The organism is Oceanobacillus sp. FSL K6-0118, from assembly GCF_038006665.1.
GTDB classification, from domain to species: Bacteria; Bacillota; Bacilli; order Bacillales; family Amphibacillaceae; genus Oceanobacillus; species Oceanobacillus caeni.
On the sequence record NZ_JBBOVR010000001.1, the window covers coordinates 3,142,028 to 3,168,287 of the forward strand.

Sequence of the window (26,260 nt, forward strand, 5' to 3'; positions counted from 1 at the left end):
GTTTCGCACGCTGTCGCGTACTAAATTGACTAAAATCATAATAAAAAAGCATGAAATCAAAGGCTTATCGATTCCATGCTGTTTAAATTATAATAAGGTTTTGTCTTAGACTCTTTGTTACAATTTAGTAGATGAATCACCTTTTATCAATAACTTCCACATTGCCATCTTTGCCAATAAGAACTTTATCCGTCATGCTGGTAAACAATCCTGTTTCTACTACACCGATGATAGAGATAAGTTGTTTATATAATTTTTCTGGTTCTTCAATCTTTTGGAAGTTACAATCAAGGATATAATTTCCATTATCCGTAATGAAAACCTCTCCATCTTTTTCTCTTAAGACTGGTTCAACTCCTAGTTTGGCTATTTTACTTTTTGTTACTTCATAACTAAATGGAACGATCTCTACTGGCAACGCGAATGCACCCAAATGATCAACGATTTTTGAGTCGTCTACAATAACATAAAATTCTTTTGCCGAGGTAGCAACTACCTTTTCACGGAACAATGCTCCGCCACCACCTTTAATAAGCTGTAGATTAGGATCTACTTCATCTGCACCATCAATAGCAAGATCAAGCTCTTGAACTTTGGAAAAGTCTGTTAAAGGAACACCAAATTTCTTAGCCCATTCTGCTGTTTTGTTTGATGTTGGGATGCCTTCAATGTTTAAACCTTCTTCCTTGACACGTTCACCAAGTTTCTTCACAGCGTAATACATCGTAGAGCCTGAACCTAAGCCAACTTTCATTCCGTCTTTTATAAATTTCGATACTTCTTCTCCAACTAATTTTTTTGTTTGATTTATCTTGTGCATTACTGAGGTCCTCCTGATTACTAGTCTCTTCACATTTTCTACTTTAAACAAAGAAATAGCGTCCCTATAAAGACACTATTATCTACAATAAGATTACTTGTACACTTATTTAATTTACTGCTTCTTTTTCCTTTAATAATAGATTTTTATTTTCTTCTTCTGGATGAAAGATTACTTTCACAGAATCTAATTCTCCATTTATTATTTTTTTGAATACATCTGGCCCTTCTTTTAACGGTAACTTATGAGAAATCATTGGTTCCGATTTAATTTGGCCAGTGCTCATATAATGAACGGTTGAAGACCACTCTTGACCAGGAAATGGAGATGAAATTGCATTCCAAGAACCATAAACAGTTAATTCATTTCGTACAATTTTCTCAAAAAAGAAACGTTCAATATTAATGTCAGCATATGGAATCCCCATAAATACTATTTCGCCACCTTTACGTGGCAGAGCAAATACTTGTGCAGAAGTAATTGGAGATCCAGCGGATTCAACAGCTAAATCCACACCACGTCCATTTGTATGTTCTAGAATTTGTTCATGTATAGGTCTTTTTAAAGAATTAATAGCAATGTCTGCGCCAAGCTTTTTTGCGATAGCAAGTTTCTTATCATCAATATCAATCGCATAAACCTTCTTTGCACCAAAGATTTTTGCCCATTGTACAGCAAGTAATCCAATACTACCAACACCCATAATTGCAACTTCTGCACCTGGTTGGATACTAGTACGATAGAATCCATGTGTAACAACAGATGAGGGTTCAACCAATGTTGCAGTGTCGTAATCCACATTATCTGGAAGTGGTATTACGTGTGTTTCTGGTAGTTTTGTGTATTCTGCGTATGCACCAGGATGACGAGCACCGATTACTGTAAGTTTTTCACAACGTGCTGGTTGTCCACTACGGCAATATTCACATTCGCCACAGACAAATGTCGGACATCCTGCAACACGATCACCAACTTTTACTTTCGTTACACTAGAACCTACTTCTGCAACTTCACCAGCGAATTCATGACCAAATGTCATTCCTTTTACATATGGTCCAAGTTTTTTGTATCTGGAAGTATCAGATCCACAAATTCCGACTGATTTCACTTTTATTATTACATCATCACTATTTCCAATAACCGGTTTAGGTGTATTATCTTCGTAACGAAGGTCTTGAACGCCATATAAATTCAATGCTTTCAAAAGAAACATCCTTTCTTGTATTTTAGTTCCTATCTATTAGTTAGCAGAATCATTTTTTGTGTTTTTTTTCTTACCTACAAATAATTTATAACAAGCTAACCCAAGAACAATAGAGTTAAAGATTAATTGATTTTCAAAGTAAAACGCACTAATATTTCTAAACGGGCCTAACATAAAATCCAACATTGCATCAACCATCTTTTTCCCTCTTTTCTATATAAGTGGCAAACGATTAAGCATTACACTTAATCGTTCAGGTTAAAATATCAAAATTAATAAGATGCATTAGAGACTTCACCGTTAATAATTGCTACAGCTCCACTAGCCCCAATTCTAGTAGCTCCTGCTTCCACAATTTTCACGGCATCTTCATATGTTTTGACTCCGCCGGCAGCTTTTACTTTAATTTTGCCGTTGGCAGTTTTGTGAAGTAGTTGAACATCTTCTACGGTTGCACCACCACCATTGAAACCTGTTGCTGTCTTAACAAAATCGGCCCCTGCTTCAATAATTAATTCTGTTGCCTTCACTTTTTCTTCATCTGTTAATAAAGCAGTTTCGATGATTACCTTTGTGGTTAATCCGTTAGCTGCTCTTACAACAGCTGCTATGTCATCTTTTACAACATCATAATCACCGGATTTAAGTGCACCTAAATTTACCAACATATCTATCTCTTCTGCACCATTTTTTATTGCTTCTTTTGTTTCTTCCACTTTTACAAAAGTCGTTGCTCCCCCAAGTGAGAATCCAATTGGCACACCTACTTTAATGCCATGCGTGGAAAGTAAGTTATGAGCATACGAAACATAATAAGGATTTACGAACACCGTTTTGAAACCATATTCAATAGTTTCCTCACAAAATGTTTTAATTTCTTGTTTTGTAGCTGTCGGTCTTAATAATGTATAATCAATGATATTTATTAGCTCTTGTTTATCCATTCCAAATTCCCCCCAAGGATTTTATTCAATAGGCTTTAACAAAACCTTAATTGCTTCCCCACCTTTTATTACTTGATATGCTTCGTCCCATTGTGTTATATCAAATACATGTGTTACTAAAGCTTTTGCATTAACTTTTCCTTCGTTCATTAAAGTTAATGAAGGTTCCCAGTCAGCAGGCTTTTGACTTCTACTTCCAACAACACGGATTTCCTTTTGAATAATTTTTTCTAGATCGAATTGAACTTCAGATTGTGCAAAAAGGCCAACTTGAACATAGCGTCCTTTTTTGCAAAGAATATCAAGCCCTTGCTTAGCAGCTGGAACTGCTCCAGAACATTCTAAAACAACATCAGCACCATAACCTTCAGTTAAACCATTAACGAATTCTTTAAGGTCTTGTTCTTGTGTATTAACTGCATAGTCAATGCCCACTTCCAAGGCTTTATCCAAACGAATTTTATCATTCGTTAAACCAGTAATAATAACAGTTGCACCTTTGCTTTTAGCTACTTGGGCAGCTAATAATCCAATTGGTCCAGGACCAATAACAACAACGAGGTCACCTTCATTAACTTGCGTTTTAGCAACTGCGTGATGTGTACATGCTAAAGGTTCAGTCATTGCAGCTGATTCAAAATCAACATTTTCTGGTAGGTGATGAACACTTTCTTTACGTGCTATTAAATATTTAGCAAATCCACCATCTTGTTGAGTACCTAAACCTTTACGATGCGGACATAAGTTATAATCACCGGATTGACAATATTTACATTTTCCACAAATGTAAAAAGTAGTTTCAGAAGTTACACGATCACCTACTTTAAATTCAGTTACGCCTTCACCAGTTTCAACTACTACACCTGAGAATTCATGACCTAATGTAACAGGAACTGCCACTTTGTAATGTCCTTCATAAGTATGAATGTCGGAACCGCAAATACCGGCGTATTTCACTTCAATTTTTACCTGGTCTTTTCCAGGAGATAATTCTGGTTTGTCTTGTATTTGAAGATTTCCAAATCCCAGCTCTGTTTTTACTAATGATTTCATAGCTGTTCCTCCTTACAAGTTATCTATCTTTTTTTATTTGCCTAGTCTACTTCCAGTAGGAGTAACTCTTACTGGAAGCAATTAATAAATGTAGGAATATTATTTACTCTTAATTAAATAATGAGAATAGCTTCCAAATTAGCCAGTTTACTAGGTTACCACCTTGGTCAATACTTGATACCATCGCAGACCCTTCGGGCATGTTAATTTTTGCATTGGTTGCCATGTCTGTAAATACTATTGCTAGGTCTGTTGCCATGTAAAGAGAAAACGCAATCATAATAGTCCCAACAATTAAAGAGTGTATGATATTTCCTCTAGCTGCCCCGACAATAAATGCAATGACGAATGGAATCGTGGCTAGATCACCAAATGGAAGTACAGCATTACCTGGTAAAATAACTGCTAAAAGGACTGTAATTGGCGTAAGTAACAATGCTGTGGAAATAACAGATGGATGGCCAAGTAAAACTGCGGCATCAAGACCGATAGTGATATCGCTTTCGCCAAACTTCTTATTCAACCACTCACGAGCAGACTCAGAAACAGGCATTAAACCTTCCATCAAAATTTTAACCATACGCGGCATTAATACCATTACAGCTGCCATAGAAATACCAATATTGATAATATCTCCTATTCCATAACCAGCAAGGGCTCCTATAACAGCACCGAGAATTAGACCTATTACCATAGAGTCTCCAAAGACACCAAAACGTTTTTGAATCGTATCTGGGTCAGCATGTAAATTCTTCAATCCAGGAATTTTTTGAATTCCTTTTACAAGGAAAATAAACGGAGCATAAGAAATCGTGCTACCAGTTGCAACGGATACACCCGGCATTCCATAGAAATCTCTTACCATTGGTGTTGTCCAGTCCGCAACTTTAAGACAAACAACTTGGAATATCACAGCAGCGATTAAGCCTTGAATGATACTTCCAGAAATCGTGTATACCAATGCTGCCATAAATGTATAATGCCAAAAATTCCAAATATCTACGTTCATTACTTTAGTTGTCTTTGTCAATAACATGACAACGTTTACAACAAGTCCTAATGGAATAATAAATGCGGCAACTACTGAGGCCCATGCGATAGATGAGGTTGCGGGCCAACCTACGTCAATTACGTTTAGTTCTACTCCTAATCTTTCCACCATGCCCTGAGCGGCTGGTCCTAGATTGAGTGTCAATAAGTCTATAACAAGGAAAATACCAACAAATGCAACCCCGATGGTTAAACCGGAACGAAATGCTTTACCTGGTTTTTGTCCAAAGAACATACCAATTATGAAAATAGCTACAGGTAAAATAACAGTAGCTCCCAGATCCAAGAAACCTTGAATAAAATCTACGAATCCTTGCATGATGTTCCCCCCCTAATAGCTTTAAGGCATATTCCGATTTTCTATTCTTTAAAAAAGAATAGAAAATCGGAATATATTCTCCCTTTTATTTTTTTAGTTCTTCTAAGATTTTTTGTTTTGTATCTTCAACGCCAATACCAGTTAAAAATGTTTGCGCATTAATCACTGGGAATGGGAATTCCTTTTGAGTCATTGCAGTAGTAACTAGTAGATCTGCAGTATCTAAATAATTTCCGACTTCCGCAATTTTTATTTGGATTAAGTTAATATCAATACCATTATCTTTTGCTAACTGCTCAACCGCATTATTAACAACTGTAGAAGTTGCGATACCCGCTCCACATGCTACTAATATCGTCTTTTTCGCCATTATTTCTCACCTCCTTCAAGTGCAACAAAATCTAACTTTCTCTCCAATAGTTGTTTAATACTTGTTTTGTTTGTTTGTTTTACGATATATTTCAATGTTTCTTCTTCCTGAAATACCTGCATTAGTTTTTGTAATAAAGATAATTGAGAATGAGCTTCATCCATTGCCAACATAAATACTATCTGAACTGGAGTTGTAGCACTACTGTCTCCCATGATTGCAAAATCAACAGGATTTTTGAGTACAGCTACACTAATTGTTTTTTGATTGACATGTTCTACATCGGTATGAGGAATTGCTACGGATACTCCTGCTGTTGGAAGTCCTGTAGGAAATTCCGATTCCCTTTTAATAATAGCCGGAATAAAGCTTTGTTTTACTAAATCATTATTTACAAGATTTCGACCGACCTTCTCTAATACTTCCTCTTTTGTTGTAGCTTCCACATTAAGTAAGATTACGGATTCCTCAAAAAACATCTTCCTATCTCCCCTATCTTTATATTTCTTAACTCAGTCCATCAATCTTTTGAATATGATTTGATAATTTCATAGACTTTTTCTTCGGAATCGGCACTTATAACTTGGTTACGATCCTCTTCAGAACCTACTAAACTCATTAGTTGCATCAATGCATGAATATGCTGTTTTTTATCTAATGCAGCAATTGAAACGATTACATTAATCTTATAATCATTAGTATATTGCACTCCATCTTTTAGTTTCAGTAAACTCATACCCACTTTGTTTACTCCATCTTCCGGGGCGGCATGCGGAATGGCAACATTCGGACCAATTACAATATATGGATCCTTTTCACAATAACAAATCATTGCATCTACATATTTTGGTTCTATATTCCCGCTTTTGATTAGTGGGGCGGCACTAATACGTACTGCTTCTTCCCACGAATCTATTGAATCTAGTAAAGTAATATTTTCCGGTTTAATTAACTCATCAAGATTAATGTCTTCTTCAGAAATTCCCTGCTTAATATAATCAGTGTTTTCCCCTTTTTCGAAAAAGCTTATCAGTTCCTTAATCAATGCCCTTTCATTGTGAACAGTTGCATATTCTTTAACAACTTCTATCAGCTGATCAACATTAATATCATTTGGACTATACCCATGAACAGCCAACATCACTTGTTTTCGTAACCTATATTTTTCTTCTTTCCCAAGAAATGCTTTTGTCACAAAAAGTTTTTTTGTAGTTTCTAAGGAAATAGGTGAAAAAATAAGATCATATTCCAAAGGATAATTCATGTATTCGCGAACCGATAGATAATCCAAAAAAACAAATTCCGGAAATAATTCACTTAATTCATTAAACATAAGTCTAGATACAGATATCCCCTGTGGACAGACAACAATTGCTTTTACCTTTTTTTCAATACTATCTCCTTGTTTATTCATCCATCCTCCAATCAACATAGTAATATAAGCGATTTCATTATCAGGAATATCTGTACCAATTAATTCACGAAGTGGTCCTATTGAACGCTTTACTAGGTGGTGCAACTCTTTAAATTCCTTACTTAAAGATCCTTGGAATAGGATTGTATCAGTAAGATGGAATTTTATTCGATAGTAAGCAGGCGTAATATGCTGCAAAATTTTATCCATCAACTTATCACGTTCCTGCAGATAAATGCAGGCATTTTTTTCAAATTGCCTTAGCATATTATCTATAGCTGGAATTAAATCAGGGATTGATTCCTCTGTTGCTTTGATCGAGAATACATTAGCTGTTAATATATACAAAGTTATATACAACCGATCAGATACAGGGATATTTCCCCTATCATATAAAAGTTCCTCTGTTGCTTTGTACTCTTTCGTGTTGGATAGTTCTTCATATTCAATAGAAAAAGAATTGATCTCATATCCTCTTTCCACTCTTCGTAAAACTAATATAAGAACATATGGCATAATCTTTATTTTTTCATCCGTAAATTTTAGATTTAATTGATTCTCTAAGTTCTCTACTCTCCTTCTAAAATCATTTATAAGTTCATCTCTAATTCCGGCTAGTTTCTTTAGTTTACTTTCCCCGTTACTCATTTCTAAGTTGTGGTAAGTAACAATTGTTAATAATCTTCGTATTTGAAATTCCTTTCCCTCAATTAAATATCCATATTTCCTTGTATAGCGAATTTTTAAAGAAAAATCATTTAAATACTTTTGCGCTTTTTTCAAATCATTTAGTACAGTATTTTTACTAACCTTTAATTCATAGGTGAAATGATTGAGCGATAATTCTTCCTCTGAACTAAGTAACATCATTATTATGATTTGGATTCGTTGTTCTTCATTTAAAATCATTGGCTCCACATCGTTTGGTGTGGTTTCATGATTTCCACCTAATTTAGTGAATATTGATTGATCAATTACAAAATGACCTTGTCTTGTTCTTTCAATTACAGGCAAGTTATTTGACATTAACCAATTATTAATCTTCTCTATGCTATAACCTAACTGTCGACGGGATAAATCTAGTTTCTTCTCTAATAATGTACTTGTAATACTTGGATTACTTTTCAGTTCATCCAAAATATTTTTACATCTTTCATTTAACAACTCTTGTGCCCCCCTTCGACACTTTTTATTCTAACACCAATTATACATAATTTGAATCCGTTTTCATCACACTTTATTGAACATTCTTTGTATAATATTGTGATTTGCAAGTGAAGTCACATTTTTTTATAGTACGTTCACAATCATCTACAATAAATACCTTGTTATTGAAAAATATTCTTCACAATACATTAGTGTTTCATAAATAAGATTTAAATTAGTCAAGCACATTGTTTAATAAAATGGGTTTCCTAACATTTCGGTTTTTGATAATTATGTCTTCAAATCCATAAAAAAACTCCTTATAATTAGGATAGATGGTTCTGTCCAAATCCCAAATTATAAGAAGAGCCTATGGGCAAGGATCCTCCACACATTCCACAATAAATGAACTATTAAAAATACTTGATGAACAGAAATTCCTGAAAGTAATTAATGCTTCCAAGATTGGCTACTAAATAAAAAAGCTGACAGCCTTCAAATTTCTTCAACAGTTTATTGTTGCCCAGTTGAATGAAACGGAAAGTCTAAGGTCATTATCCAAACAACTTAAGGACGAGAAAGACATCCAAAAAGCGATAGATATTAATACGATTAGTACAGCACACCTTTCACGTAAACAGTACGATCTCTCATCACAAATGTTTGAAAAAGTATTTAGACACCTCTTATTTGAGGTACAAGCACGGATGAAAAATAAGTTTTTTATACATGATATTAGGAAGCTGCTTGTCATTGATTCATCAACCATGTCATTGAGTGTCAATCAATATCCTTGGGCAACTTTCCGTAAAAACAAAATCTGGTGTACGTCTACACTCAAGAGTCGTTGTGAAAAGGATGTAACCATTCCGAATAAACTGCCGTTTTGCCCGCTGAACATGCGGACCGTACACAAATAAATGAATTGACAGATATTGATTCAGATGCGGTTCATTTGATTGATCGTGGTTATAATGATTACAAGTAATTTGATTGACCTTGTTTCTATGATGTCCGATTTATCACAAGGATAAAGAAAAATACTCAAATTGAAGTGGTATCGGAAGAAGTCCTTACACGGAAGGTAACATTTTTCTTGACTAAGGGGTGTTTCTAGGCAATACGCAAAAAGGAACAAAAATGGAACACCCATTACGTCTTATAAAGAAAATCTGCAAAAGAAATAGGAGATTTGTACCGTTATCGCTGGAAGATAGAAACATTTTTAAAATGAATGAAACAGCATCTAAAATAAAAACATTCTATGGTATAAGCGAAAAACGCAGTGTACACACAAATATGGATCGCATTAAATACTTATTGCTTACAAGTATTATTACAGTTAATTCAATCATGAAGATCCAATTTTAGATTTAAAACGAATCCTTCAAAGCCTTCTATTTAGGATGGATTTTTACGGTCACTATTTTGGAATCCTACTCGAGAATCACAGATCAGTAAAAAGTATAACCGGGAGGAAGAATTCCAACTCATTGTAAGACACTTTGAAGGGGAGGAGGTGGAATATCTTAACGAATTAACTTACGATCCACCCTATTTGGTGAATAATTCAAAGTAACTGAAAATCCCAGATAAGAACTACCACTCATATCCCTGTTATCTTTTTTTAATATCGGGTGTAGAACATCATACAGAACATTCACTTTATTACGCTAAAAAAGTGATTTTTTCCTGTTTGACAAACTAAAAGGTGTTTTATGCAACGCTAATGATTTGACATATTTTCATTCACCTTTGTTGTTCCAAATAATTTGTCTAAAAATCCCATTTCTCATACTACTTTTTACTGCTTGTTTTTCCACTTACTCTTATACCATTTACTAGCTGCTTCTACTTCACTATAGGTTAATTGATGCCCTCTATTTTCCCAGTGAAGTTCCACTTTTGCACCTGCTCCCTTTAACAAGGATGTTAATTCTTCTGACTCTTGGGCTGAACATATCGGATCATTGGTACCTGCTGCAATAAATACATTCTTACCTGATAAATCCGGCAAATCAATTCCCCTTCTTGGAATCATGGGATGATGGAGAATTGCGCCTTTTAAAGCGTCTTTATAATGGAACATGAGGCTTGCTGCAATATTTGCTCCATTTGAATATCCTATCGCAAAAACATTATTACGATCAAACTCATATTTTTCAGCTGCTTCATCCAAAAATTCGTTCAATTCTTTTGTACGGAAAACCAAATCTTCTTCATCAAATACACCTTCAGCTAATCTTCTAAAAAAGCGTGGCATTCCATTCTCAAGAACATTTCCTCTTACACTTAAAACATTGGCATTTGGATCCATTTTATCTGTAAGAGGCAGAAGGTCATGTTCCGTTCCACCAGTTCCATGTAATAATAGTAGTGTCGGTTTAGATGCGTCATTTCCTTTTTGAAAAATATGTTTCAACTGTATTCCTCCCTTTAACAATAAAGTGCTTAGTTCTCATACTCTTTCTCAAATTCCTTCGTGCTTCTAACTGTATCGATAGGTCTTACTAATTTTTCAATTTCCTCACGTTTTGCTTCAAAGAATGGGGGTAAGGATAGTTTTTCTCCAAGTGTTTCATATGGCTCATCACCCGTAAATCCAGGTCCATCTGTTGCAATTTCAAATAAGATTTGCGGAGCAACATTAGCATAGAGCGAACCAAAATAATATCGTTCGACAAAACCTGAATTTGGCAATCTAATTTCATCAAACCATTTCTTCCAGTCATCTAATACGGAGCGATCTTCCACTCGGAATGCAGCATGGTGAACGGTACCGTAACCTTGGCGGGCACGTGGAAGAATGTTGTTAAACTCCACAACGACTTGTGCACCATTTCCGCCTTCCCCTACTTCAAATAAATGGAACGAGCCTTCCTTATCTACCTCTTCAAAGAACAATACCCTTTCCATAATGGTTTTAAAGTAATCCATGTTAGATACTCGTACGAAGACTGGCCCTAACCCAGTAATGGCATACTCCAAAGGAATCGGTCCTTTTTGCCAAGGGGTTCCTGAAGCTACACCTTTATTATTCTCATCAGAAATTAATTGGTATTGCTGATCATCAAAGTCAACAAAGTTAAGTACTTTCTTCCCAAATTGCTCTTTAATTCCTGTGTGTTTCACATTTAAACGATTAAACCGTTTCACCCAATAGTCCAATGCTGCATCATTCGGAACACGGAAAGAAGTTTTTGAAATTTCATCTGTTCCATGCATCCCCTTTGGAATACCAGGGAAATCAAAGAAAGTCATGTCTGTCCCAGCGCTACCTACATCATCCGAAAAAAACAAATGATAGGTTTGAATATCGTCTTGGTTAACAGTTTTCTTAACTAATCGTAATCCCAATGTATACGTGAAAAATTCATAAATCCTCTCTGCACTGCTCGTTATTGCGGTTATATGGTGTACTCCTTTTAATGGTTGCATGTTTATTCCTCCAGCCTTTCGTTTCATTTTGGTTTGGTTCATTGTTCTATCATTTCATAAATCTTCTTTCTCCACTTCAATTGGAGGTAATATTTCTTCAAATTTTTTCCTTTTATGTTCAAACCAGCTTGGTAGCATTAACTTCTCACCGAGTTTCCCTGGAGATTCATCAATCGAAAACCCCGGAGAATCAGTTGCCATCTCAAAAAGGATTCCGCCTGGTTCATAAAAATAAACAGCTTTAAAATAATTGCGTTCTTTTATCTCAGTCGGTTTATAGCCTTTTTCCTCTAGTAACTCTCTCCAATTTTCAAGTTCTTCATCATCTTTTGCTCTCCAGGCAATATGATGTACCGTACCTGCACCTGCAAGTCCTCTAACAGATGGGGATAGTTTAATGTCAATCAAATTACCTAACACTCCATCCGATTTAAAACGTAAATAATCATCTTCTTGTTTAACAAAATTCATGTTCAATATGGTTTCTAGCACATCTTTGGTTTGATTTGGCTGTGCTGAATTTAGAATTACACCGCCAAATCCTTTAATGGCATTTTTTGATGATATGCCATTCGTTCTCCAACTATTTTCTAATCCTTCATCACGTTCCACTATTTCTAGTTTTAATCCATCTGGATCTTTAAACTTCATATAGTTTTCATTAAAACGGGTCTCTAAAGTGAAAGAAATTTTATATTCGCGCAAACGATTTTTCCAAAAATCCATCGAACCTATCGGAACCACATAACTTGTCGTTCCTACCTGTCCAATACCAACACGTCCTTTAGGAAGTTTTGGGCAAGGGAAGAAAGTGATAATGGTTCCGGGATCTCCTGATTCATTCCCGAAATATAAATGATATACTTCAGGTCGATCAAAGTTCACCGTTTTTTTCACAAGTCGTAACCCTAACACTCTGGAATAAAAATCAACATTCACTTGTGGATCATTAACAATTGCTGTGATGTGATGAATTCCGGCTGTTTTCATAAACTTTCCCCCAACCTATTCTGCTCTCACGATAAAAAATACATCACCAATTTTCGCGTAATAAAAGCCGGCTAATCGACTTACTGCGTTGAAGCTTTTCATCATGTTTCTAACGGTATTAATCTTCTATTAAGCTGATCACGGTATTGTTCATATTGTGATGGCAATTTCAGTTCCTGTCCCATAGTTTCATAAGACTCATCATGAGCGAATCCTGGTGGGTCGGTTGCAATTTCAAAAAGTATTTCTCCAGGCTCCCTAAAATAGATGGCATTGAAGTAATTTCTATCTTTTACGTCAGTAACCCCATATCCCTTGTTTGCTAAATATTCCTGCCAATCTAAATGATCAACATCATCTTTCGCGCGCCACGCAATATGGTGAACCGTTCCAACACCCATTCGGCCACGTCCAATTGGTGTTTGTTTAACATCTATGATATTTCCAATTTCCCCATAAGATTGGAATCGAACTAAATCATCTTCTTTTCCTACTTCTTTTAGACCCATAACCTTTTCAAGCGTATCGTTCGTTTTTTCTGGATGAATAGATAATAATACTGCTCCACCAAAACCTTTAATAGCAACTTCTGGTGTCACATCACCCGTTGTCCAATTATTTGGTTCGCCTTCTTCTCTTTCTACAAGCTCTAATTGTAATCCATGAACATCTCTAAACTCTAAATACGTTTCTCCAAATCGTTCTGTCTTTTTGAATTCCATATTAAATTTTGAAAATCTCTTCTCCCAAAATTTCATAGAACCAACTGGAATGACATAAGTAGTAACACCTACTTGACCGCCCCCAATTTTCCCCTGATAAGCGCCGGCCCACGGGAAGAAGGTGATAATGGAACCCGGTTTTCCTTCGTCATTACCAAAGTAAAGATGATACGTACCCGGGTCATCGAAATTTATTGTCTTTTTTACTAGCCTTAACCCAAGGACACCTGCATAGAAATCTACATTTTCCTGTGGGTGGCCAACAATGGCGGTAATATGATGGATACCTGCTGTTTGTTTCACATACATGCTCTCCTTTTTATTCTTTATTTAGTATGTTGAAGTCTTTGTTAAACATAAGTTGCCAATTCTTCATTTATAACGATACTTTCTTGGCTGTCTGATTTTTACCTAGCGATTTTTTTCTGACTTAATCAAATTACTTTTAATTAATTTATATTTAATTAAGTTATTATTAATTAAATATAAATTACCATAAACCTTTAGTCTTTGTCAACTTTTTGGGAGTCCCTTCAATTCAAACTCGAATTTAATCCAAAAAATTAAAAATGCACTCATCATTAAATGAAGAGTGCAACATTTGATAAAAGCTTTTTTTCATTAATTTGCTCATTACAAGATAGAGTGAAATCACCTTTTCTTCTTTTCTTCCCGTACCGATATGATTTGAACTTTTCCCTCAAATTCCTGACGAATACGTTTCCTTGCTTCGGCGGAAGTCCTAGCAACAACCGGCTGTATTAGTTTTGCTTCATCCACATCAATCTTAACCAGAAAGCACTTCGCTCCACATCTCAATAAAAATCACTCTTTCCTCATTAATAAACTAGCTATATGGTTTCGAATTGCATAAATAAAAAACCTAGCTAATATAAAACACTTGTAAACCCTATCTCCCCAACATCTATTATTCCCTATACAAAATAATAATTAATTAGGGTTTGTTTTCACAATACAAAGGAGGTATGAGTTCATTCACGATAATGACGCTTTTACTAACACATTTCTTAAAAATTCATAATTAGGATATTCTTTTTCTTTTAATTGCTTAATTACATAGTCGACGTCATAAGAAACACGATGAACACTAACTTGAAAATGTTTATCTTCTCCCTCTACTATTAAATAGGAAGCATTTTTCGAACCATCAAATGGCAAACCAACACTCCCTAAATTAGCTACGCACTTGCCGTTAATAAAGCGAACATACGGTAGATGAATATGCCCATACAAAAAAATATCCGCTGATGTTTGTTGCATTAATTGTTCCGCAAGCTCTGTATCCGATTGATTTGGCAGCACCATATTAAAAAGATTATTCGGTGTAGCATGAAATGCATGGATTTCTATATCATCCGACAGTTTAATAGTTAATTGTGTCGGTAAATTAGTTAAAAAGTCAATATCCTCAGTAGTCAATTGCTTTAGTGTCCATTCACGTTCTTTTCTCATAATCTCTAGTGCCTCGTTAGGAACTTCTCCTTCCTTAATTCCCCGAGAAACCCATTCATCCGCATTCCCTTTAACCACATCTGTATTTAATGAACGTATCAGATCTAAAGCACGCTTTGGTTCTGATCCACGAAAGCAAAGATCACCAAGTACCGCAATTTTATCTACATTCTTCTTTTCAATATCTTCAAGTACCGCTTCCAATGCGGTAGCATTTCCATGAATATCGGAAATAAATGCTATTTTCATAAAAGAATCCTCCTTGATACACGATATTTTTATTTAACCTTATCGTAACCCAAACTCACTATACATGCTAAATTTATTACATTTCCCGTAGATTCCTCAAGTTATTAACCTGAATTACATAATAAAGTGTCGATATTTCCCAGGAAATGAAAAAGTCCCCCGAACATCCCCGGGAGGCTACTCATTATAGTCTATTATTCAACAAACAATTCCAAAAGCTCTGTTGCACTGTATACAATTTTATCTGGTTTCACGGAATTCTCACGAGCTTTTCTTCTGCGATGATTCATCCAAACAGCGTTCCATCCTGCTTGTTTGGCACCAACCATATCATTGTCGAATGAATCTCCGACATAAACCGTCTTTTCTTTGTCTAAGCCAAGTTTTTCCTCTAGTATTTGAAATGCTTTTCCTGTCGGTTTGGCATGACCAATCGCACCAGAAATAAAAGTGTTTTCTTCGGGAATCCATCTTGATACATTCAATTGTTTAACTTTCATTGATTGATGGTCTTCTGAACCGTTTGTTAAAATAGCCAGTTGTTTTCCTTGCTCATGTAAATATTCTAGTAGTTTTTCAGATTCAGGAAATAAAGTGATTTTATGTTGTTCCTCGACATAAGCGTCTTGAAAATCCAAAGATTCTTGATTCGATATTTCTATTCCAATTTCCGCACAGGCATCTTTAATCCGACGAATATGCATCTCCTGAACGGTCATTTCTCCTGCTTCACATCGGTCAAATAACGCATCACTATATTTCCTACTTATAATATAAAATTGATTTAATTCCTCTTCCGTAAAATCTCTATCAAACATTCTTCTACACGTATTTTTAAAAGACATCGCTTGATCATACAACGTATCATCGACATCGAAAATAATCGTATCCATATTCAATTCAATCTACCTCCCTTTTCTATCATACTAGTGAAAGGTAGAAACGTATAGATAGAAGGTGGAATCTTATTATAGGAAAAACTTTACTATCTAAAACAACTTCGTATTATGGGGATTCTTTTATAAAAATCACCCCAACTAAACCAATTACTGAAAATATAACTGGAGTAATAAAACCATAGAAATACCCAGCCCCTAACTCACCTACATTCTGAAAATGATCCAATATTTTCCCAAAAATACCAGGTAACAAAACAGCACTCATAAATCCGCCTGTGTTTGCAAAACCAGAAACAATTCCAGATTCGTTTACAGGAAATGATATGCGTACAAGGGCAAAGGTTAACGAATTGGACCCAAATGCAAAGCCGATAATGAACATAATCATCACTAAAAACAAAAATGGCGGTTTTCCATGAAATATTAGAATAGTAGACCAGCACAATAACATGACGATATGAAATATAACAAAAGGACGTTTAATCGTTCTTAACCGACTGGCAAGCCAACTTAGGAACGGGGCACCAATAAGCGCTCCAACTAGACTAATCATAATGAGCTGACTTGCATCTATACGCGTTAAACCATACATCTCCATCCCATACGGTACTGCCCATGATCCAATCAAACCTAGATATGCCCCAACAACACCAAAGTGGGAAAAGAAAATTGCCCAAGCTTGTCGATTCGATAAAACTCTTCTTAAGATAACCCATGTATTTTCTCGTCGCATCTCTCTTTTTTCAAATAATGGTTTATTTGGCTTTTTCACGAGGACAAAATAAAGAAGTATTCCACATAAGCATAATAAAATTCCCGCTAAAAGAAACGTCCTTCTCCAGCCAACGAGAATAATAAATGCAGAGAAAGGAACGGTCGCCATTAAGAATCCTAGACTTCCGGTCATTCCTGCTACACCGATTAATCGGGTGAATTCTTTAGCATTAAACCATTGACTTAAAATTAACACCAGATTCACCCAAATTGTCGCATCGCCTATCCCTGTTAATATTCTTGCAAAAAACAAGATAAATTCATGACTACCTACACTATATATAATAGTTCCAATCCCTGTAAGAATCGCACCTACAATAAGAAAAAAATTCGGTCCATATCGATCTGTTAGAATGCCCATCGGTATTTGTAGGGCCGTGTATACGAAAAACTGTATGCTTGTTACTAACCCAACCGTTGTTGCTGTTACACTAAAATCAGCCATTAACTGATCTGTTATTAATCCTGGAGCTGTTCGTAAACTTGACATCAATAAATAGGAACATAATACAGAAGCAAATACAATCCATCTAAATTTACTGTTTTGATTATCCAACAGAATCTACTCCTGTGCTTTTATACTATGTATATGGTTTTTCTCTTAGGTGGGGACTTAATTTTCCATGCTAATTAAATGAATGTTCCAAGATAAAAGAAGTACTTTTTTAAAATCAGCACACCCTTCTATTCCAAAGAATACAATAGGTCAAAAAGGGTGATAAATATGCCTATCCCTTTACCGGTTAATATAAAAGCCTATAAGATTCAAGCTGGACCAAGTAAACAAGTTGTCTACCCTCAAGTTAGCTACCCACAAGATAAACAATTCGAACACGTTATGAATCAAACTTTTGTTCAAGAAACACAAAAGCTCATCAACGAGCAAGCTAGGGAAATGCCAACAGCGATTGTGGAAATGGATGGTTCATTTGAAGTAAAAAATAATCAACGTAACGTCTTAAGCGTATCCCTATCCAACTACGCTTACTATTATCATGCTGCACATGGTCTTACCCTATTAAGATCCGTAACATTTGATTTAGAAAAAAAGAAGCGTTGCAATTTAAAAGACCTATTCAAATATGGAAGTGATTATATCAACCGGCTTTCTGAAATCGTTCATAAGCAAATTGCAGCACGTGATATTCCAGTCATTACTGAGTTTACCAAAATTGAGCCTAATCAATATTTCTATATAGCAGACAAAACACTCGTCATCTACTTCCAGCTTTACGAGTTAGCTCCATATGCATTTGGTTTTCCAATGTTCCCTATTTCCGTATATGACATTCAAGATATTATTGATGAAGAAGGGCCACTTGGAAGAATGGCTGCAAGTCCATAGCTATTAATGATGGGTACACATCTCCACTTATCCTATTTATTTTATCCTACTTGCTAGTAACGGATTACCTGGCTTGAGTATCGAATTCAATATTACTAACAACTGATTTTCATTCACGAGTAACGGATATTTTTAATGTAGGGATAATATGGTTAATGATTATTTATCTCACCTAAACGAGCAGTAAGACTCCCACCCCAAGCTTTTGGGGAAACAAAGAAGGTCAGTGACTAACCATCAGTGGGGGATGAAGAACCCCCCCACTGATGGAAGTATTCTTTATCTATTTAAAAGAAACGGAGGTAAGATAGTGACAAATTTTAAATCATTTCACGGGACTGTAACGAGGATAAGTGATATGTATACAGGGCAAGATGGAGAAGGCTGTAATAAATTTATAACTGTAGAAGACAACTCAGGTGCCATTGTAAATTTCGTCGTAACACCTACTACTTACTTTGTAGATCATGTCATGGTGACAGTAGGAGACCGAGTAACTGGATATTATGACGGGAATGCACCTACCATTCTTATTTACCCACCTCAATATCCAGCACTTGTCATGGTAAAAGATAATCCAAACCAGAATGTAAAAGTGGATTATTTTGATAGTCAATTAGTAAGTAGCGATGGACAATTACAATTAAATATATCTCCATATACACCATTGTTATTAACAAACGGTCAATTATTTTCGAATAATCCAGCAAATCGAGATTTAATTGTTATCTATGGACCTTCCACCAAAAGTATCCCAGCACAAACTACTCCTTATCGAATTATCGTTTTGTGTTTAAATTCATTTTAGAAAAATTCTAATAAATAAAAAATTCTTGGAAATTGGTACAGTCGGATTATATACCGGAAAGTGTTTCTTGTATGTATTTGGTTATGGGAATGAATAGACCTTTACCATTACCGTAGAGGGAATCTTAGAGGAAGAACCTGAGCCAGCCACACCTTATATCGTTGGGGAAAAGGTAATGAACCTATGCAATATTATTGATGCATGGTGTCAGGACAGCTGGAATATGTAATCCTGTACCTGTATCACGGACATTTTTACTGCTATTTCCTTGCATTTTGTCCGTGATACCTTTGTCACCCAATAAACTAACTTATATATCGATCTTTTTTATCACTTTAGCTGGATTACCTCCAACTACAACATTATCCGGTACATTTTTAGTAACTACTGCACCTGCTGCAACTACAACATTGTTTCCTATCGTTACTCCTGGACAAATTACTGCACTACCACCAATCCACACATTGTTTCCGATAGTAATCGGTTTTGCATATTCTATACCTGAATTTCGTTCGGTTGGATGGAGGGGATGTGTTGCAGTATAAATTTGTACACTTGGTCCAAGCATGCAATTATTCCCAAACCGAACTTCAGATACATCTAAGATAGTACAATCAAAATTTGCATAAAAGTTTTCACCTACATATGTGTTATAACCGTAATCAAATCTTATATTAGGCTCCATATATAGTTTTTCCCCTGTTGAGCCGAGTAATTCCTTTAATAATTCCGTTCGCTTTTCTCCTTCCGATTCTAACGATTGATTGTATATTCTGACTTTACGTCTTGCTTCTTCACGATCCTTTACTAATATCGGGTCAGCAGGATCATATATCTCACCAGCTATCATTTTTTCTTTTTCAGTTTTCATTTTTAGTCTCCTTCAATCATATGTCAATGTCTAAACGTATATCATAACATTAGATGATTAACCTTCCCAATTAAAAATACTCCCCAGAGTACACTAGAGAGTTGTATATGATTATCTATTTAAAAATATCCCCACGGTTTCCAATGGCTTCGATATAGACCACCTTCTCTTGGTGGTCACCTTTATTTCAACATTCTTTTATTTATATGATAAACCATTTTGATTGAAAATTAACATTAAGGAGTTTATACAGGTTTATTAATTAACCTGTAATTCCCTTTATAGAAAACTTTACACTTACCGCTAAGACTTGTTGAAAAATGTTTATCGTTGTAAATTCACATTTCCCATTTTATTATATTATCTTCTGATTTTCTTATTTTTTCTTCCTCTATAAACCAACTTATATTCCGCCATACCTTCTCTTTCGTTGCCGATATTCTTCAAGCGCATGCAGAAATTCCTTCTCTGAAAAATCCGGCCACAGTGTATCGGTGAACCAGAACTCCGTATAGGCAAGCTGCCATAGAAGGAAATTGCTCAATCGTTTTTCCCCGCCGGTGCGAATAAGTAGGTCAGGTTCTGGCATACCAGCTGTGTATAAGTATCCTGAAAGCTGCTGTTCATCCAGTTCATTCAGTGACAATTTTCCAGCTTTTACATCCAGGTGAATTTCTTTCATGGCATTCAGAATCTCATATCTACTTCCATAGTTGATTGCAATATTCAGTTGAAGACCGTCGTTGTCCCGGGTACGATTGATTGCGTACTGTATAGCTTGACGTGTATAGGCTGGAAGTTTTCCCAGATCACCAATTGCCTCAACTCGTACATTATTAGATAAAAGATCAGGCAAATAATGATTTAGAAACTCCTTAGGAAGTCTCATTAAAAAGTCTATCTCGAGCTTAGGACGTTTCCAATTTTCCGTGGAAAAGGTATAAAGTGTAAGAACCTTTACCTTGCATTTGACTGCTGCCTTGACAATTTTCACAACTGCAGATACCCCTTCATTGTGGCCAGCGACTCTGGGCATGCCTTGCTTTTGGGCCCAGCGTCCGTTTCCGTCCATAATGATGGCCACATGGTCAGGTGTACTACCTCCCGTATTATGATAGTTTTCTTTCGATTGCAATTGCTTATTATTGAAAAAAGGAATTTTCATTAACATTGTCTATCCCCTCAAATGTTGTTCTTTAACTACTACCTTCACGGAACTTACCTTTCACCTGTTTTAACGTCGCAACAATTAGAAAGCTAACAATCACGAGTAAAACCCATGAACTCACCTTTCCTATATGTACAAGACTCCATGCATCAGCTTGGTTTGGATATTTCCAAGCTCCAAAGAACGTTGCAATGTTTTCAGCTATCCATATAAAAAATCCGATGAGCACAAAAGAAAGTGCGATTGGCATACGATAACGAGTTCCACCCACCTCATATGTGACCCATGATTTCCAAAAGACAATAATGACAAGTCCGGCTAACCAGTAGCGGATGTCAATCCAAAAATGATGAGTGAAAAAATTTAAATAAATCGCAGCTGCAAGAGTGACAACCACTATAAACGGTGGCCATTTAACCAGATTAACTTTTAACCTTCTCCATGCCTGACAGAGATAACTCGCAACACTTGCATACATGAACCCACTATATAACGGCACTCCCAAAACTTTGAAATATCCTTCCTCCGGATAAGCCCAAGAGCCCATATGTACCTTAAAAATTTCAAGAGCAAGCCCAATCAAGTGAAACAATGTGATAACCTTTAGTTCATCCCACGTTTCAAGCCCTGAACGTACCATCCAGCCTTGCATAAAAAGAAAAAGGATGAGTAACCAATCATACCGCGGTAGGAAAGGTAGTGGAATCATTTGCGTAATGGCCAAAGAGGCAAAAATAACGACAGGAAACAAACAGGATAAGGCCTGCTCCCAACCAAAGAGAATGAGTTGTTTGAATGCTCTTGAGATGGATGCCCTCACTGTTTTTTTCTGAGCATCTTGTTGAATGGTTACGTTCATCCTATCTACTCTCCTTTTCCCCTACAAGTGGTTTCCTTATTACCCTTCCGTTTCTTCATCACCTTTATATTCCAAAATATCCCCTGGTTGACAATCTAGTGCCTTACAAATTGCATCTAAAGTGGATAATCGGATTGCCTTTGCCTTTCCATTTTTCAATATAGAAAGGTTAGCCATTGTAATTCCAACCCGCTCCGACAGTTCTGTTACACTCATTTTCCTCTTCGCTAACATTACATCAATATTAATTATAATTGCCATGTCATTCACCTCAGACCGTTAAATCATTTTCAGATTTGATATCAATAGCTTCTTTTAATAGTTTTTGAAGAACAGCAGCAAAAACAGCTATAACCAGTGATGCAAAAATAGGAACCATTCCAATTATGATAAGCCCTGGCGCATCGTCTAGCTCTGCTACAACATAAACAAATGGCAGCATAACCACATACAAACCACTGATTGTCATGGCGCAGAATTTAATGTTTTTTAGAGCCTTAACAGACAATTCCGAGAAAGCTTGACTCTTGTCAATGTAACTTAATAGTTTAAAAGACTGATACAAAGCTATGAAATAAGGAATCACGGATATACAGATTCCTATTACAATCGGATACAGTAAATGGGCATAATCTGGATTTACAGGATTATTCACTAACCAAGGTAACCCAAATCCCCCCAAAGCAAGTACTGGTATTCCAAGAAGAATAACGGCTATTTTTAAAAAGAGTGTAGAAACTTGTTTCATAAAAAAAACACCTCACTAAATTATTTTCAAGAATGATTTTACTATTTTATTAATCGTTTTACAATAAAAAAATATTGTTTTCTGTTATATATTTATTGTGATTTGATTCTCTATTCACTTTAGATACAGAAAAAAAGCATTCCTGTAATAAGAAATGCTTCTACCATCTTTACGATAATTCTTTTATATACCACGCATCCATAGCTCCATGCTCTGAACCATCTAGAGGTTTTTCTAGTGATTTGAATCCTAATTTAACATAAAGGAGATTAGCTGTTTCGAGTTTCTTTAATGTCTCTAAGTAACAGTATGAATAATGCTCCTTAGCAAAGTCGAGAGCTACTTTCATCAGTTCCTTCGACAGTCCTATTCCTTGTGACTTCGGTGTAATGTATAGCTTTTGGAGCTCGCAAACCCCTTCCTTCTGTGCAAATGGTGCAATACCTACACCACCTACCACTTCATCTTGTTCATTCACTGCTACCCAATAGTTAGCATTTGATTGTTGCTTGTAAAATTGTGCTAACTTGCCAAGCTCAGGATCAAAATAGGCAGTTCCCGGAATGTTTAAATCAAACGATTCCAGTGAGCGTTTAATAATTTGCTCCATTGTATGATTGTCTTTTTCTTCGATTTCACGAATATGCATGTTTTAACCTTCCTATCACTTAACTGTATTAAGGTAATGTTAGCATAATATGAATGGGATTTTAACAGTATTTTCTACATTTTCCTTCAAAAAGTACTAGTCATTTAGTATGAATATTCTTTATAAACCATTAACTTTCTATTAACTCTCTATCAATATATATCTATTAAACTATAAGTGTAATAGATTTTGGAAAAGGAGAGATTAGATGTTAAAAAAACTAGGTATTGTAGCTTTAAGTGGAGCACTTGTATTTTCCGGGGTAAATCTTGGAACAGCAGATGCAGCTAAACCAGAAAATGCCGGTAAGGGAAATGGAAATGGAAATAATGGGAAAGTAGAAAATGTGATATATATGATTCCGGATGGATTTAGTAGTGACTATGCTGCGAATTATCGTTTGTTCAAAGGCGAAGATGCCATTTGGGATAGTCATTTAAAAGGGATGTATACTACGAAATCAGCAAACTCTGACATTACCGATTCTGCAGCTGCTGGAACAGCGATGGCAACAGGGATCAAAACAAATAATGGTGTAGTTGGACTTGATACAAAAGGGAACAAGGTAGAAACCATTCTAGAAGCTGCTGAAAAAGATGGCAGATCTTCTGGATTAGTAGCAACCGCAACCATTACACATGCAACTCCTGCCTCATTCGCTGCACATGTGGATGACCGAAACAATGAAACAGAAATTGCCAAACAACTTATTGCTAGTGATGTAGATGTCATGCTTGGCGGAGGAAAAAATAACTTTCTTCCAGCCTCTGAGGGCGGAAACCAAGAGGAACTAAACCTACTTACACAAGCAGAAGAACAAGGTTTTGAAATCGTAGAGACTCGCAACGAATTAACGAATGTAAAAGACCTAAATGTAGAAGATGGAGATAAATTACTTGGTTTATTTGCTAACGAAGCATTAGCACCTGAGTTACATCGTGGTGATACAAAAGAACCTAGTCTTGCTGAAATGACAGAGACAGCAATAAATGTATTAAAAGAAGATAAAGATGGCTTTTTCTTAATGGTGGAAGGAAGCCAAATTGACTGGGCAGGACATGCGAATGATGCTGCTTGGGCTATGTCTGAAGTAGCAGCTTTTGAAGAAGCAGTTGAAAAAGCGATAGAATTTGCTAAAGAAGATGGGAAAACATTAGTTGTTGTTGGCGGTGATCATGACACAGGCGGAATGACGACTGGGGCAAATGGATCCATGGAATTGAATTTGGACGTATTACAAAATGTTACAGCTACAGGGGATTACATGGCAAGCCAGTTAAATGATGATCGTTCTAATGTTCGTGAAGTGGTTGAAGGACATACTAGACTTACATTATCTGAACAACAAGTCCAAAAAGTTCAAGAAGCAGAGGATGCAGCTTTAGCAATTAATACAGTTACAAGTGAACATGCGAGTGTTGGCTGGACAAGCACCAATCATACCGGTGTAGATATCCCGCTTTATGTGTATGGACCACAATCCGAGAAATTTTTAGGGTTCCATGATAACACCGATTTACCTAAAAAGATTGCAGAAATGATGAAGATAAAATAAGAAGAACTCTGCGAAAGGTCTCTTACATGATATCACTACATGTGGAGACTTTTTAATCTTCTTACTTAATTTTAATGGGTATTCGGATTATCATGTGGAACCTTTACTATATCGATTTCCTTAGAAACTTACCTTGCATTACAAGGCTAATAATGCTATCCTCTATATATCATGTAATACAAGATATTCTATAATCATAACCCTTGCATTACAAGTTAGTGGAAAAGGAGTGAAAGATTTGTCGACAACACAAATGCTAAAGGGCATCATTGATGGCTGTTTGCTGGCAATTATCAAAGATACAGAAGTGTACGGTTACGAAATGGCAGAAAAACTTGGTAGTTATGGTTTTCACTCTTTTAGTGAGGGTACAATTTATCCTTTGTTATTGCGGATGCAAAAGGAAGAATTAGTTACATCCACCTTAAAAAAATCCACAGCAGGACCAAGAAGGAAATATTATTCACTAACTCCAAAAGGGGAGTTGGAATTGAATAAATTTATAGAACGCTGGAACAATTTACAGTCTAATGTTAACAAAGTGTTGGATTGTGAGTCAGATACAGAATATACAAAAGGAGATGAAATCATTGAGTAATGAGTTAAAACTTTCTAAAAAAAGCCAAGAGTTCTTGGAAAACTTACGTGTTTACTTATTTTCAAGTGGAAAAAGATGGGATGAAATTGAAGGAATTGTGAATGAATTAGAAATCCACTTATCCGAAGCTGAAAAAAACGGAAAACCCATTGAAAAAGTTATTGGGAAATCACCGAAGGAATATATGGAAATGATTTCTAATGAAATGATTATTGACTATCGAACATGGTTCAAATACATTTGCCTAATCATTTTTGGGGCCTTGTTTATAAATATTTTACCCGATTTATTGGAAGGAAATCTCTCCTACTCTGTCTTGGAAATTGTCGGATACATTGTTATTACAATAACCTTTATTGCTTCTGTATTTACTGGTTTTAAATACATTTCCAAATCAAATCAATCTATTAAAATACAGGGATTAATATTGTTTACTATAGCTCTACTGCCAATGCTTTTGTTTAGTGGTTTGATTTTCTTAAATAGATCCATCAATACTCCTATCATCTATTTGGGCAATACAGGAAGCATAATTATTGCTATTATTGCAGCCCTATTTATTATCGGAATGTCTCTTTGGGCGAAAACTTGGCTTCTAATTATCGTAGTGACAATGTTAACACTACCTAATTATTTACTAAACCTAACATCATTGGAATATGAAACACAACTAATCTTAAATTCAATCATAACCTTTGGTGGAATTGGCATTTACCTTTGGATAATGTTTAAACTAGAGAAGAATAAATAGATATGTCTACTGAAATAACAAGTCCATTATCATCATCGAATAA

Annotated in this window: 28 protein-coding genes; 5 read left to right on the plus strand and 23 right to left on the minus strand. The window is 35.7% G+C overall.

Annotated elements, in window-relative coordinates; genetic code table 11:
* Positions 1 to 136: 136 nt before the first annotated feature.
* The 17 genes from rpiA to MHI02_RS15980 all read right to left on the minus strand — a co-directional run bounded on the left by rpiA (position 137) and on the right by MHI02_RS15980 (position 17,421).
* On the minus strand, positions 137 to 820 hold the full coding sequence (gene rpiA, locus MHI02_RS15900; RefSeq protein ID WP_341166052.1) for a ribose 5-phosphate isomerase A: 684 nt from the start codon (positions 818 to 820) through the stop codon (positions 137 to 139).
* 109 nt (positions 821 to 929) lie between these two features.
* Positions 930 to 2,024, minus strand: a complete 1,095-nt coding sequence (locus MHI02_RS15905; RefSeq protein WP_341166053.1) for a galactitol-1-phosphate 5-dehydrogenase — start codon at positions 2,022 to 2,024, stop codon at positions 930 to 932.
* 36 nt (positions 2,025 to 2,060) lie between these two features.
* Positions 2,061 to 2,222, minus strand: coding sequence for a hypothetical protein (locus tag MHI02_RS15910; RefSeq protein WP_341166054.1), 162 nt, complete (start codon positions 2,220 to 2,222; stop codon positions 2,061 to 2,063).
* A gap of 74 nt (positions 2,223 to 2,296) precedes the next feature.
* The gene (gene deoC / locus MHI02_RS15915) at positions 2,297 to 2,968 is read right to left on the minus strand and encodes a deoxyribose-phosphate aldolase (protein WP_341166055.1); all 672 of its coding nucleotides are present in this window, start codon (positions 2,966 to 2,968) and stop codon (positions 2,297 to 2,299) included.
* 21 nt (positions 2,969 to 2,989) lie between these two features.
* Entirely contained in the window at positions 2,990 to 4,021 is a 1,032-nt protein-coding gene (locus tag MHI02_RS15920) for a zinc-binding dehydrogenase (protein ID WP_341166056.1), read from the minus strand.
* A 109-nt stretch (positions 4,022 to 4,130) separates the two neighbouring features.
* The gene (locus MHI02_RS15925; protein ID WP_341166057.1) at positions 4,131 to 5,390 is read right to left on the minus strand and encodes a PTS galactitol transporter subunit IIC; all 1,260 of its coding nucleotides are present in this window, start codon (positions 5,388 to 5,390) and stop codon (positions 4,131 to 4,133) included.
* A gap of 85 nt (positions 5,391 to 5,475) precedes the next feature.
* Positions 5,476 to 5,760, minus strand: coding sequence for a PTS sugar transporter subunit IIB (locus MHI02_RS15930; RefSeq protein ID WP_341166058.1), 285 nt, complete (start codon positions 5,758 to 5,760; stop codon positions 5,476 to 5,478).
* Entirely contained in the window at positions 5,760 to 6,239 is a 480-nt protein-coding gene (locus MHI02_RS15935) for a PTS sugar transporter subunit IIA (protein WP_341166059.1), read from the minus strand. The genes MHI02_RS15930 and MHI02_RS15935 overlap by 1 nt, the downstream gene beginning before the upstream one ends.
* A 41-nt stretch (positions 6,240 to 6,280) precedes the next feature.
* Complete coding sequence (locus MHI02_RS15940) at positions 6,281 to 8,338, minus strand: BglG family transcription antiterminator (protein WP_341166060.1); 2,058 nt, start codon at positions 8,336 to 8,338, stop codon at positions 6,281 to 6,283.
* A 1,786-nt stretch (positions 8,339 to 10,124) separates the two neighbouring features.
* Positions 10,125 to 10,742, minus strand: coding sequence for an alpha/beta hydrolase (locus MHI02_RS15945; RefSeq protein ID WP_341166061.1), 618 nt, complete (start codon positions 10,740 to 10,742; stop codon positions 10,125 to 10,127).
* Between the two features lie 29 nt (positions 10,743 to 10,771).
* The gene (locus tag MHI02_RS15950; RefSeq protein ID WP_204797879.1) at positions 10,772 to 11,758 is read right to left on the minus strand and encodes a ring-cleaving dioxygenase; all 987 of its coding nucleotides are present in this window, start codon (positions 11,756 to 11,758) and stop codon (positions 10,772 to 10,774) included.
* Positions 11,759 to 11,812: 54 nt separating this feature from the next.
* Entirely contained in the window at positions 11,813 to 12,748 is a 936-nt protein-coding gene (locus tag MHI02_RS15955) for a ring-cleaving dioxygenase (protein WP_204797880.1), read from the minus strand.
* Between the two features lie 101 nt (positions 12,749 to 12,849).
* Entirely contained in the window at positions 12,850 to 13,773 is a 924-nt protein-coding gene (locus MHI02_RS15960; protein WP_257454343.1) for a ring-cleaving dioxygenase, read from the minus strand.
* A gap of 348 nt (positions 13,774 to 14,121) precedes the next feature.
* Entirely contained in the window at positions 14,122 to 14,289 is a 168-nt protein-coding gene (locus tag MHI02_RS15965; protein WP_167507318.1) for a hypothetical protein, read from the minus strand.
* 177 nt (positions 14,290 to 14,466) lie between these two features.
* On the minus strand, positions 14,467 to 15,192 hold the full coding sequence (locus tag MHI02_RS15970) for a metallophosphoesterase family protein (RefSeq protein ID WP_204797882.1): 726 nt from the start codon (positions 15,190 to 15,192) through the stop codon (positions 14,467 to 14,469).
* Between the two features lie 194 nt (positions 15,193 to 15,386).
* Positions 15,387 to 16,085, minus strand: coding sequence for an HAD family hydrolase (locus MHI02_RS15975; protein WP_047184205.1), 699 nt, complete (start codon positions 16,083 to 16,085; stop codon positions 15,387 to 15,389).
* Between the two features lie 112 nt (positions 16,086 to 16,197).
* Positions 16,198 to 17,421, minus strand: coding sequence for an MFS transporter (locus MHI02_RS15980; RefSeq protein WP_047184159.1), 1,224 nt, complete (start codon positions 17,419 to 17,421; stop codon positions 16,198 to 16,200).
* 168 nt (positions 17,422 to 17,589) lie between these two features.
* On the opposite strand from MHI02_RS15980, the gene MHI02_RS15985 reads away from it, so the two are divergent.
* On the plus strand, positions 17,590 to 18,210 hold the full coding sequence (locus tag MHI02_RS15985) for a DUF3298 and DUF4163 domain-containing protein (RefSeq protein ID WP_084824018.1): 621 nt from the start codon (positions 17,590 to 17,592) through the stop codon (positions 18,208 to 18,210).
* Between the two features lie 310 nt (positions 18,211 to 18,520).
* Positions 18,521 to 19,018, plus strand: coding sequence for a hypothetical protein (locus tag MHI02_RS15990; RefSeq protein ID WP_047184160.1), 498 nt, complete (start codon positions 18,521 to 18,523; stop codon positions 19,016 to 19,018).
* Positions 19,019 to 19,328: 310 nt separating this feature from the next.
* On the opposite strand, the gene MHI02_RS15995 is transcribed toward MHI02_RS15990, so the two are convergent.
* The 6 genes from MHI02_RS15995 to MHI02_RS16020 all read right to left on the minus strand — a co-directional run bounded on the left by MHI02_RS15995 (position 19,329) and on the right by MHI02_RS16020 (position 23,313).
* Positions 19,329 to 19,889: a sugar O-acetyltransferase gene (locus MHI02_RS15995; RefSeq protein WP_047184161.1), complete on the minus strand. Its 561-nt coding sequence runs from the start codon at positions 19,887 to 19,889 to the stop codon at positions 19,329 to 19,331.
* A gap of 403 nt (positions 19,890 to 20,292) precedes the next feature.
* Positions 20,293 to 21,060 (minus strand): isoprenyl transferase, encoded by a 768-nt coding sequence (locus MHI02_RS16000; protein ID WP_047184162.1) that lies wholly within the window; start codon positions 21,058 to 21,060, stop codon positions 20,293 to 20,295.
* A 25-nt stretch (positions 21,061 to 21,085) separates the two neighbouring features.
* Positions 21,086 to 21,916: a DUF817 domain-containing protein gene (locus tag MHI02_RS16005; protein ID WP_047184163.1), complete on the minus strand. Its 831-nt coding sequence runs from the start codon at positions 21,914 to 21,916 to the stop codon at positions 21,086 to 21,088.
* Between the two features lie 39 nt (positions 21,917 to 21,955).
* Positions 21,956 to 22,177, minus strand: coding sequence for a helix-turn-helix domain-containing protein (locus MHI02_RS16010; protein ID WP_047184164.1), 222 nt, complete (start codon positions 22,175 to 22,177; stop codon positions 21,956 to 21,958).
* A gap of 10 nt (positions 22,178 to 22,187) precedes the next feature.
* Positions 22,188 to 22,664 carry a DUF2975 domain-containing protein gene (locus MHI02_RS16015; RefSeq protein WP_047184165.1) on the minus strand — a complete coding sequence of 159 codons (477 nt, stop codon included), beginning with the start codon at positions 22,662 to 22,664 and terminating at the stop codon, positions 22,188 to 22,190.
* 169 nt (positions 22,665 to 22,833) lie between these two features.
* Complete coding sequence (locus MHI02_RS16020; protein ID WP_047184166.1) at positions 22,834 to 23,313, minus strand: GNAT family N-acetyltransferase; 480 nt, start codon at positions 23,311 to 23,313, stop codon at positions 22,834 to 22,836.
* A 208-nt stretch (positions 23,314 to 23,521) separates the two neighbouring features.
* Here MHI02_RS16020 and MHI02_RS16025 point away from each other — a divergent pair, with 208 nt between their 5' ends.
* From MHI02_RS16025 to MHI02_RS16035, 3 genes are all read left to right on the plus strand, one after another.
* The gene (locus MHI02_RS16025; protein WP_047184167.1) at positions 23,522 to 24,868 is read left to right on the plus strand and encodes an alkaline phosphatase; all 1,347 of its coding nucleotides are present in this window, start codon (positions 23,522 to 23,524) and stop codon (positions 24,866 to 24,868) included.
* Between the two features lie 253 nt (positions 24,869 to 25,121).
* Positions 25,122 to 25,466, plus strand: coding sequence for a PadR family transcriptional regulator (locus tag MHI02_RS16030; RefSeq protein WP_047184207.1), 345 nt, complete (start codon positions 25,122 to 25,124; stop codon positions 25,464 to 25,466).
* Complete coding sequence (locus MHI02_RS16035; RefSeq protein WP_047184168.1) at positions 25,459 to 26,217, plus strand: HAAS domain-containing protein; 759 nt, start codon at positions 25,459 to 25,461, stop codon at positions 26,215 to 26,217. Before MHI02_RS16030 ends, MHI02_RS16035 begins: the two co-directional genes overlap by 8 nt.
* Positions 26,218 to 26,260 lie beyond the last annotated feature (43 nt).

Coding starts and splice junctions, on each gene's coding strand:
- MHI02_RS16000 (WP_047184162.1), bottom strand. CDS start 21,060: ATGTTAATGAAAATTCCTTTTTTCAATAATAAGCAATTGCAATCGAAA.
- MHI02_RS16015 (WP_047184165.1), bottom strand. CDS start 22,664: ATGAAACAAGTTTCTACACTCTTTTTAAAAATAGCCGTTATTCTTCTT.
- MHI02_RS15995 (WP_047184161.1), bottom strand. CDS start 19,889: ATGAAAACTGAAAAAGAAAAAATGATAGCTGGTGAGATATATGATCCT.
- MHI02_RS15925 (WP_341166057.1), bottom strand. CDS start 5,390: ATGCAAGGATTCGTAGATTTTATTCAAGGTTTCTTGGATCTGGGAGCT.
- MHI02_RS15910 (WP_341166054.1), bottom strand. CDS start 2,222: ATGGTTGATGCAATGTTGGATTTTATGTTAGGCCCGTTTAGAAATATT.
- MHI02_RS16020 (WP_047184166.1), bottom strand. CDS start 23,313: ATGCATATTCGTGAAATCGAAGAAAAAGACAATCATACAATGGAGCAA.
- MHI02_RS16010 (WP_047184164.1), bottom strand. CDS start 22,177: ATGGCAATTATAATTAATATTGATGTAATGTTAGCGAAGAGGAAAATG.
- MHI02_RS15970 (WP_204797882.1), bottom strand. CDS start 15,192: ATGAAAATAGCATTTATTTCCGATATTCATGGAAATGCTACCGCATTG.
- MHI02_RS15920 (WP_341166056.1), bottom strand. CDS start 4,021: ATGAAATCATTAGTAAAAACAGAGCTGGGATTTGGAAATCTTCAAATA.
- MHI02_RS15950 (WP_204797879.1), bottom strand. CDS start 11,758: ATGCAACCATTAAAAGGAGTACACCATATAACCGCAATAACGAGCAGT.
- MHI02_RS15930 (WP_341166058.1), bottom strand. CDS start 5,760: ATGGCGAAAAAGACGATATTAGTAGCATGTGGAGCGGGTATCGCAACT.
- MHI02_RS15985 (WP_084824018.1), top strand. CDS start 17,590: ATGCCTATCCCTTTACCGGTTAATATAAAAGCCTATAAGATTCAAGCT.
- MHI02_RS16025 (WP_047184167.1), top strand. CDS start 23,522: ATGTTAAAAAAACTAGGTATTGTAGCTTTAAGTGGAGCACTTGTATTT.
- MHI02_RS16030 (WP_047184207.1), top strand. CDS start 25,122: ATGCTAAAGGGCATCATTGATGGCTGTTTGCTGGCAATTATCAAAGAT.
- MHI02_RS15955 (WP_204797880.1), bottom strand. CDS start 12,748: ATGAAAACAGCCGGAATTCATCACATCACAGCAATTGTTAATGATCCA.
- MHI02_RS15935 (WP_341166059.1), bottom strand. CDS start 6,239: ATGTTTTTTGAGGAATCCGTAATCTTACTTAATGTGGAAGCTACAACA.
- deoC (WP_341166055.1), bottom strand. CDS start 2,968: ATGGATAAACAAGAGCTAATAAATATCATTGATTATACATTATTAAGA.
- rpiA (WP_341166052.1), bottom strand. CDS start 820: ATGCACAAGATAAATCAAACAAAAAAATTAGTTGGAGAAGAAGTATCG.
- MHI02_RS15975 (WP_047184205.1), bottom strand. CDS start 16,085: ATGGATACGATTATTTTCGATGTCGATGATACGTTGTATGATCAAGCG.
- MHI02_RS16005 (WP_047184163.1), bottom strand. CDS start 21,916: ATGAACGTAACCATTCAACAAGATGCTCAGAAAAAAACAGTGAGGGCA.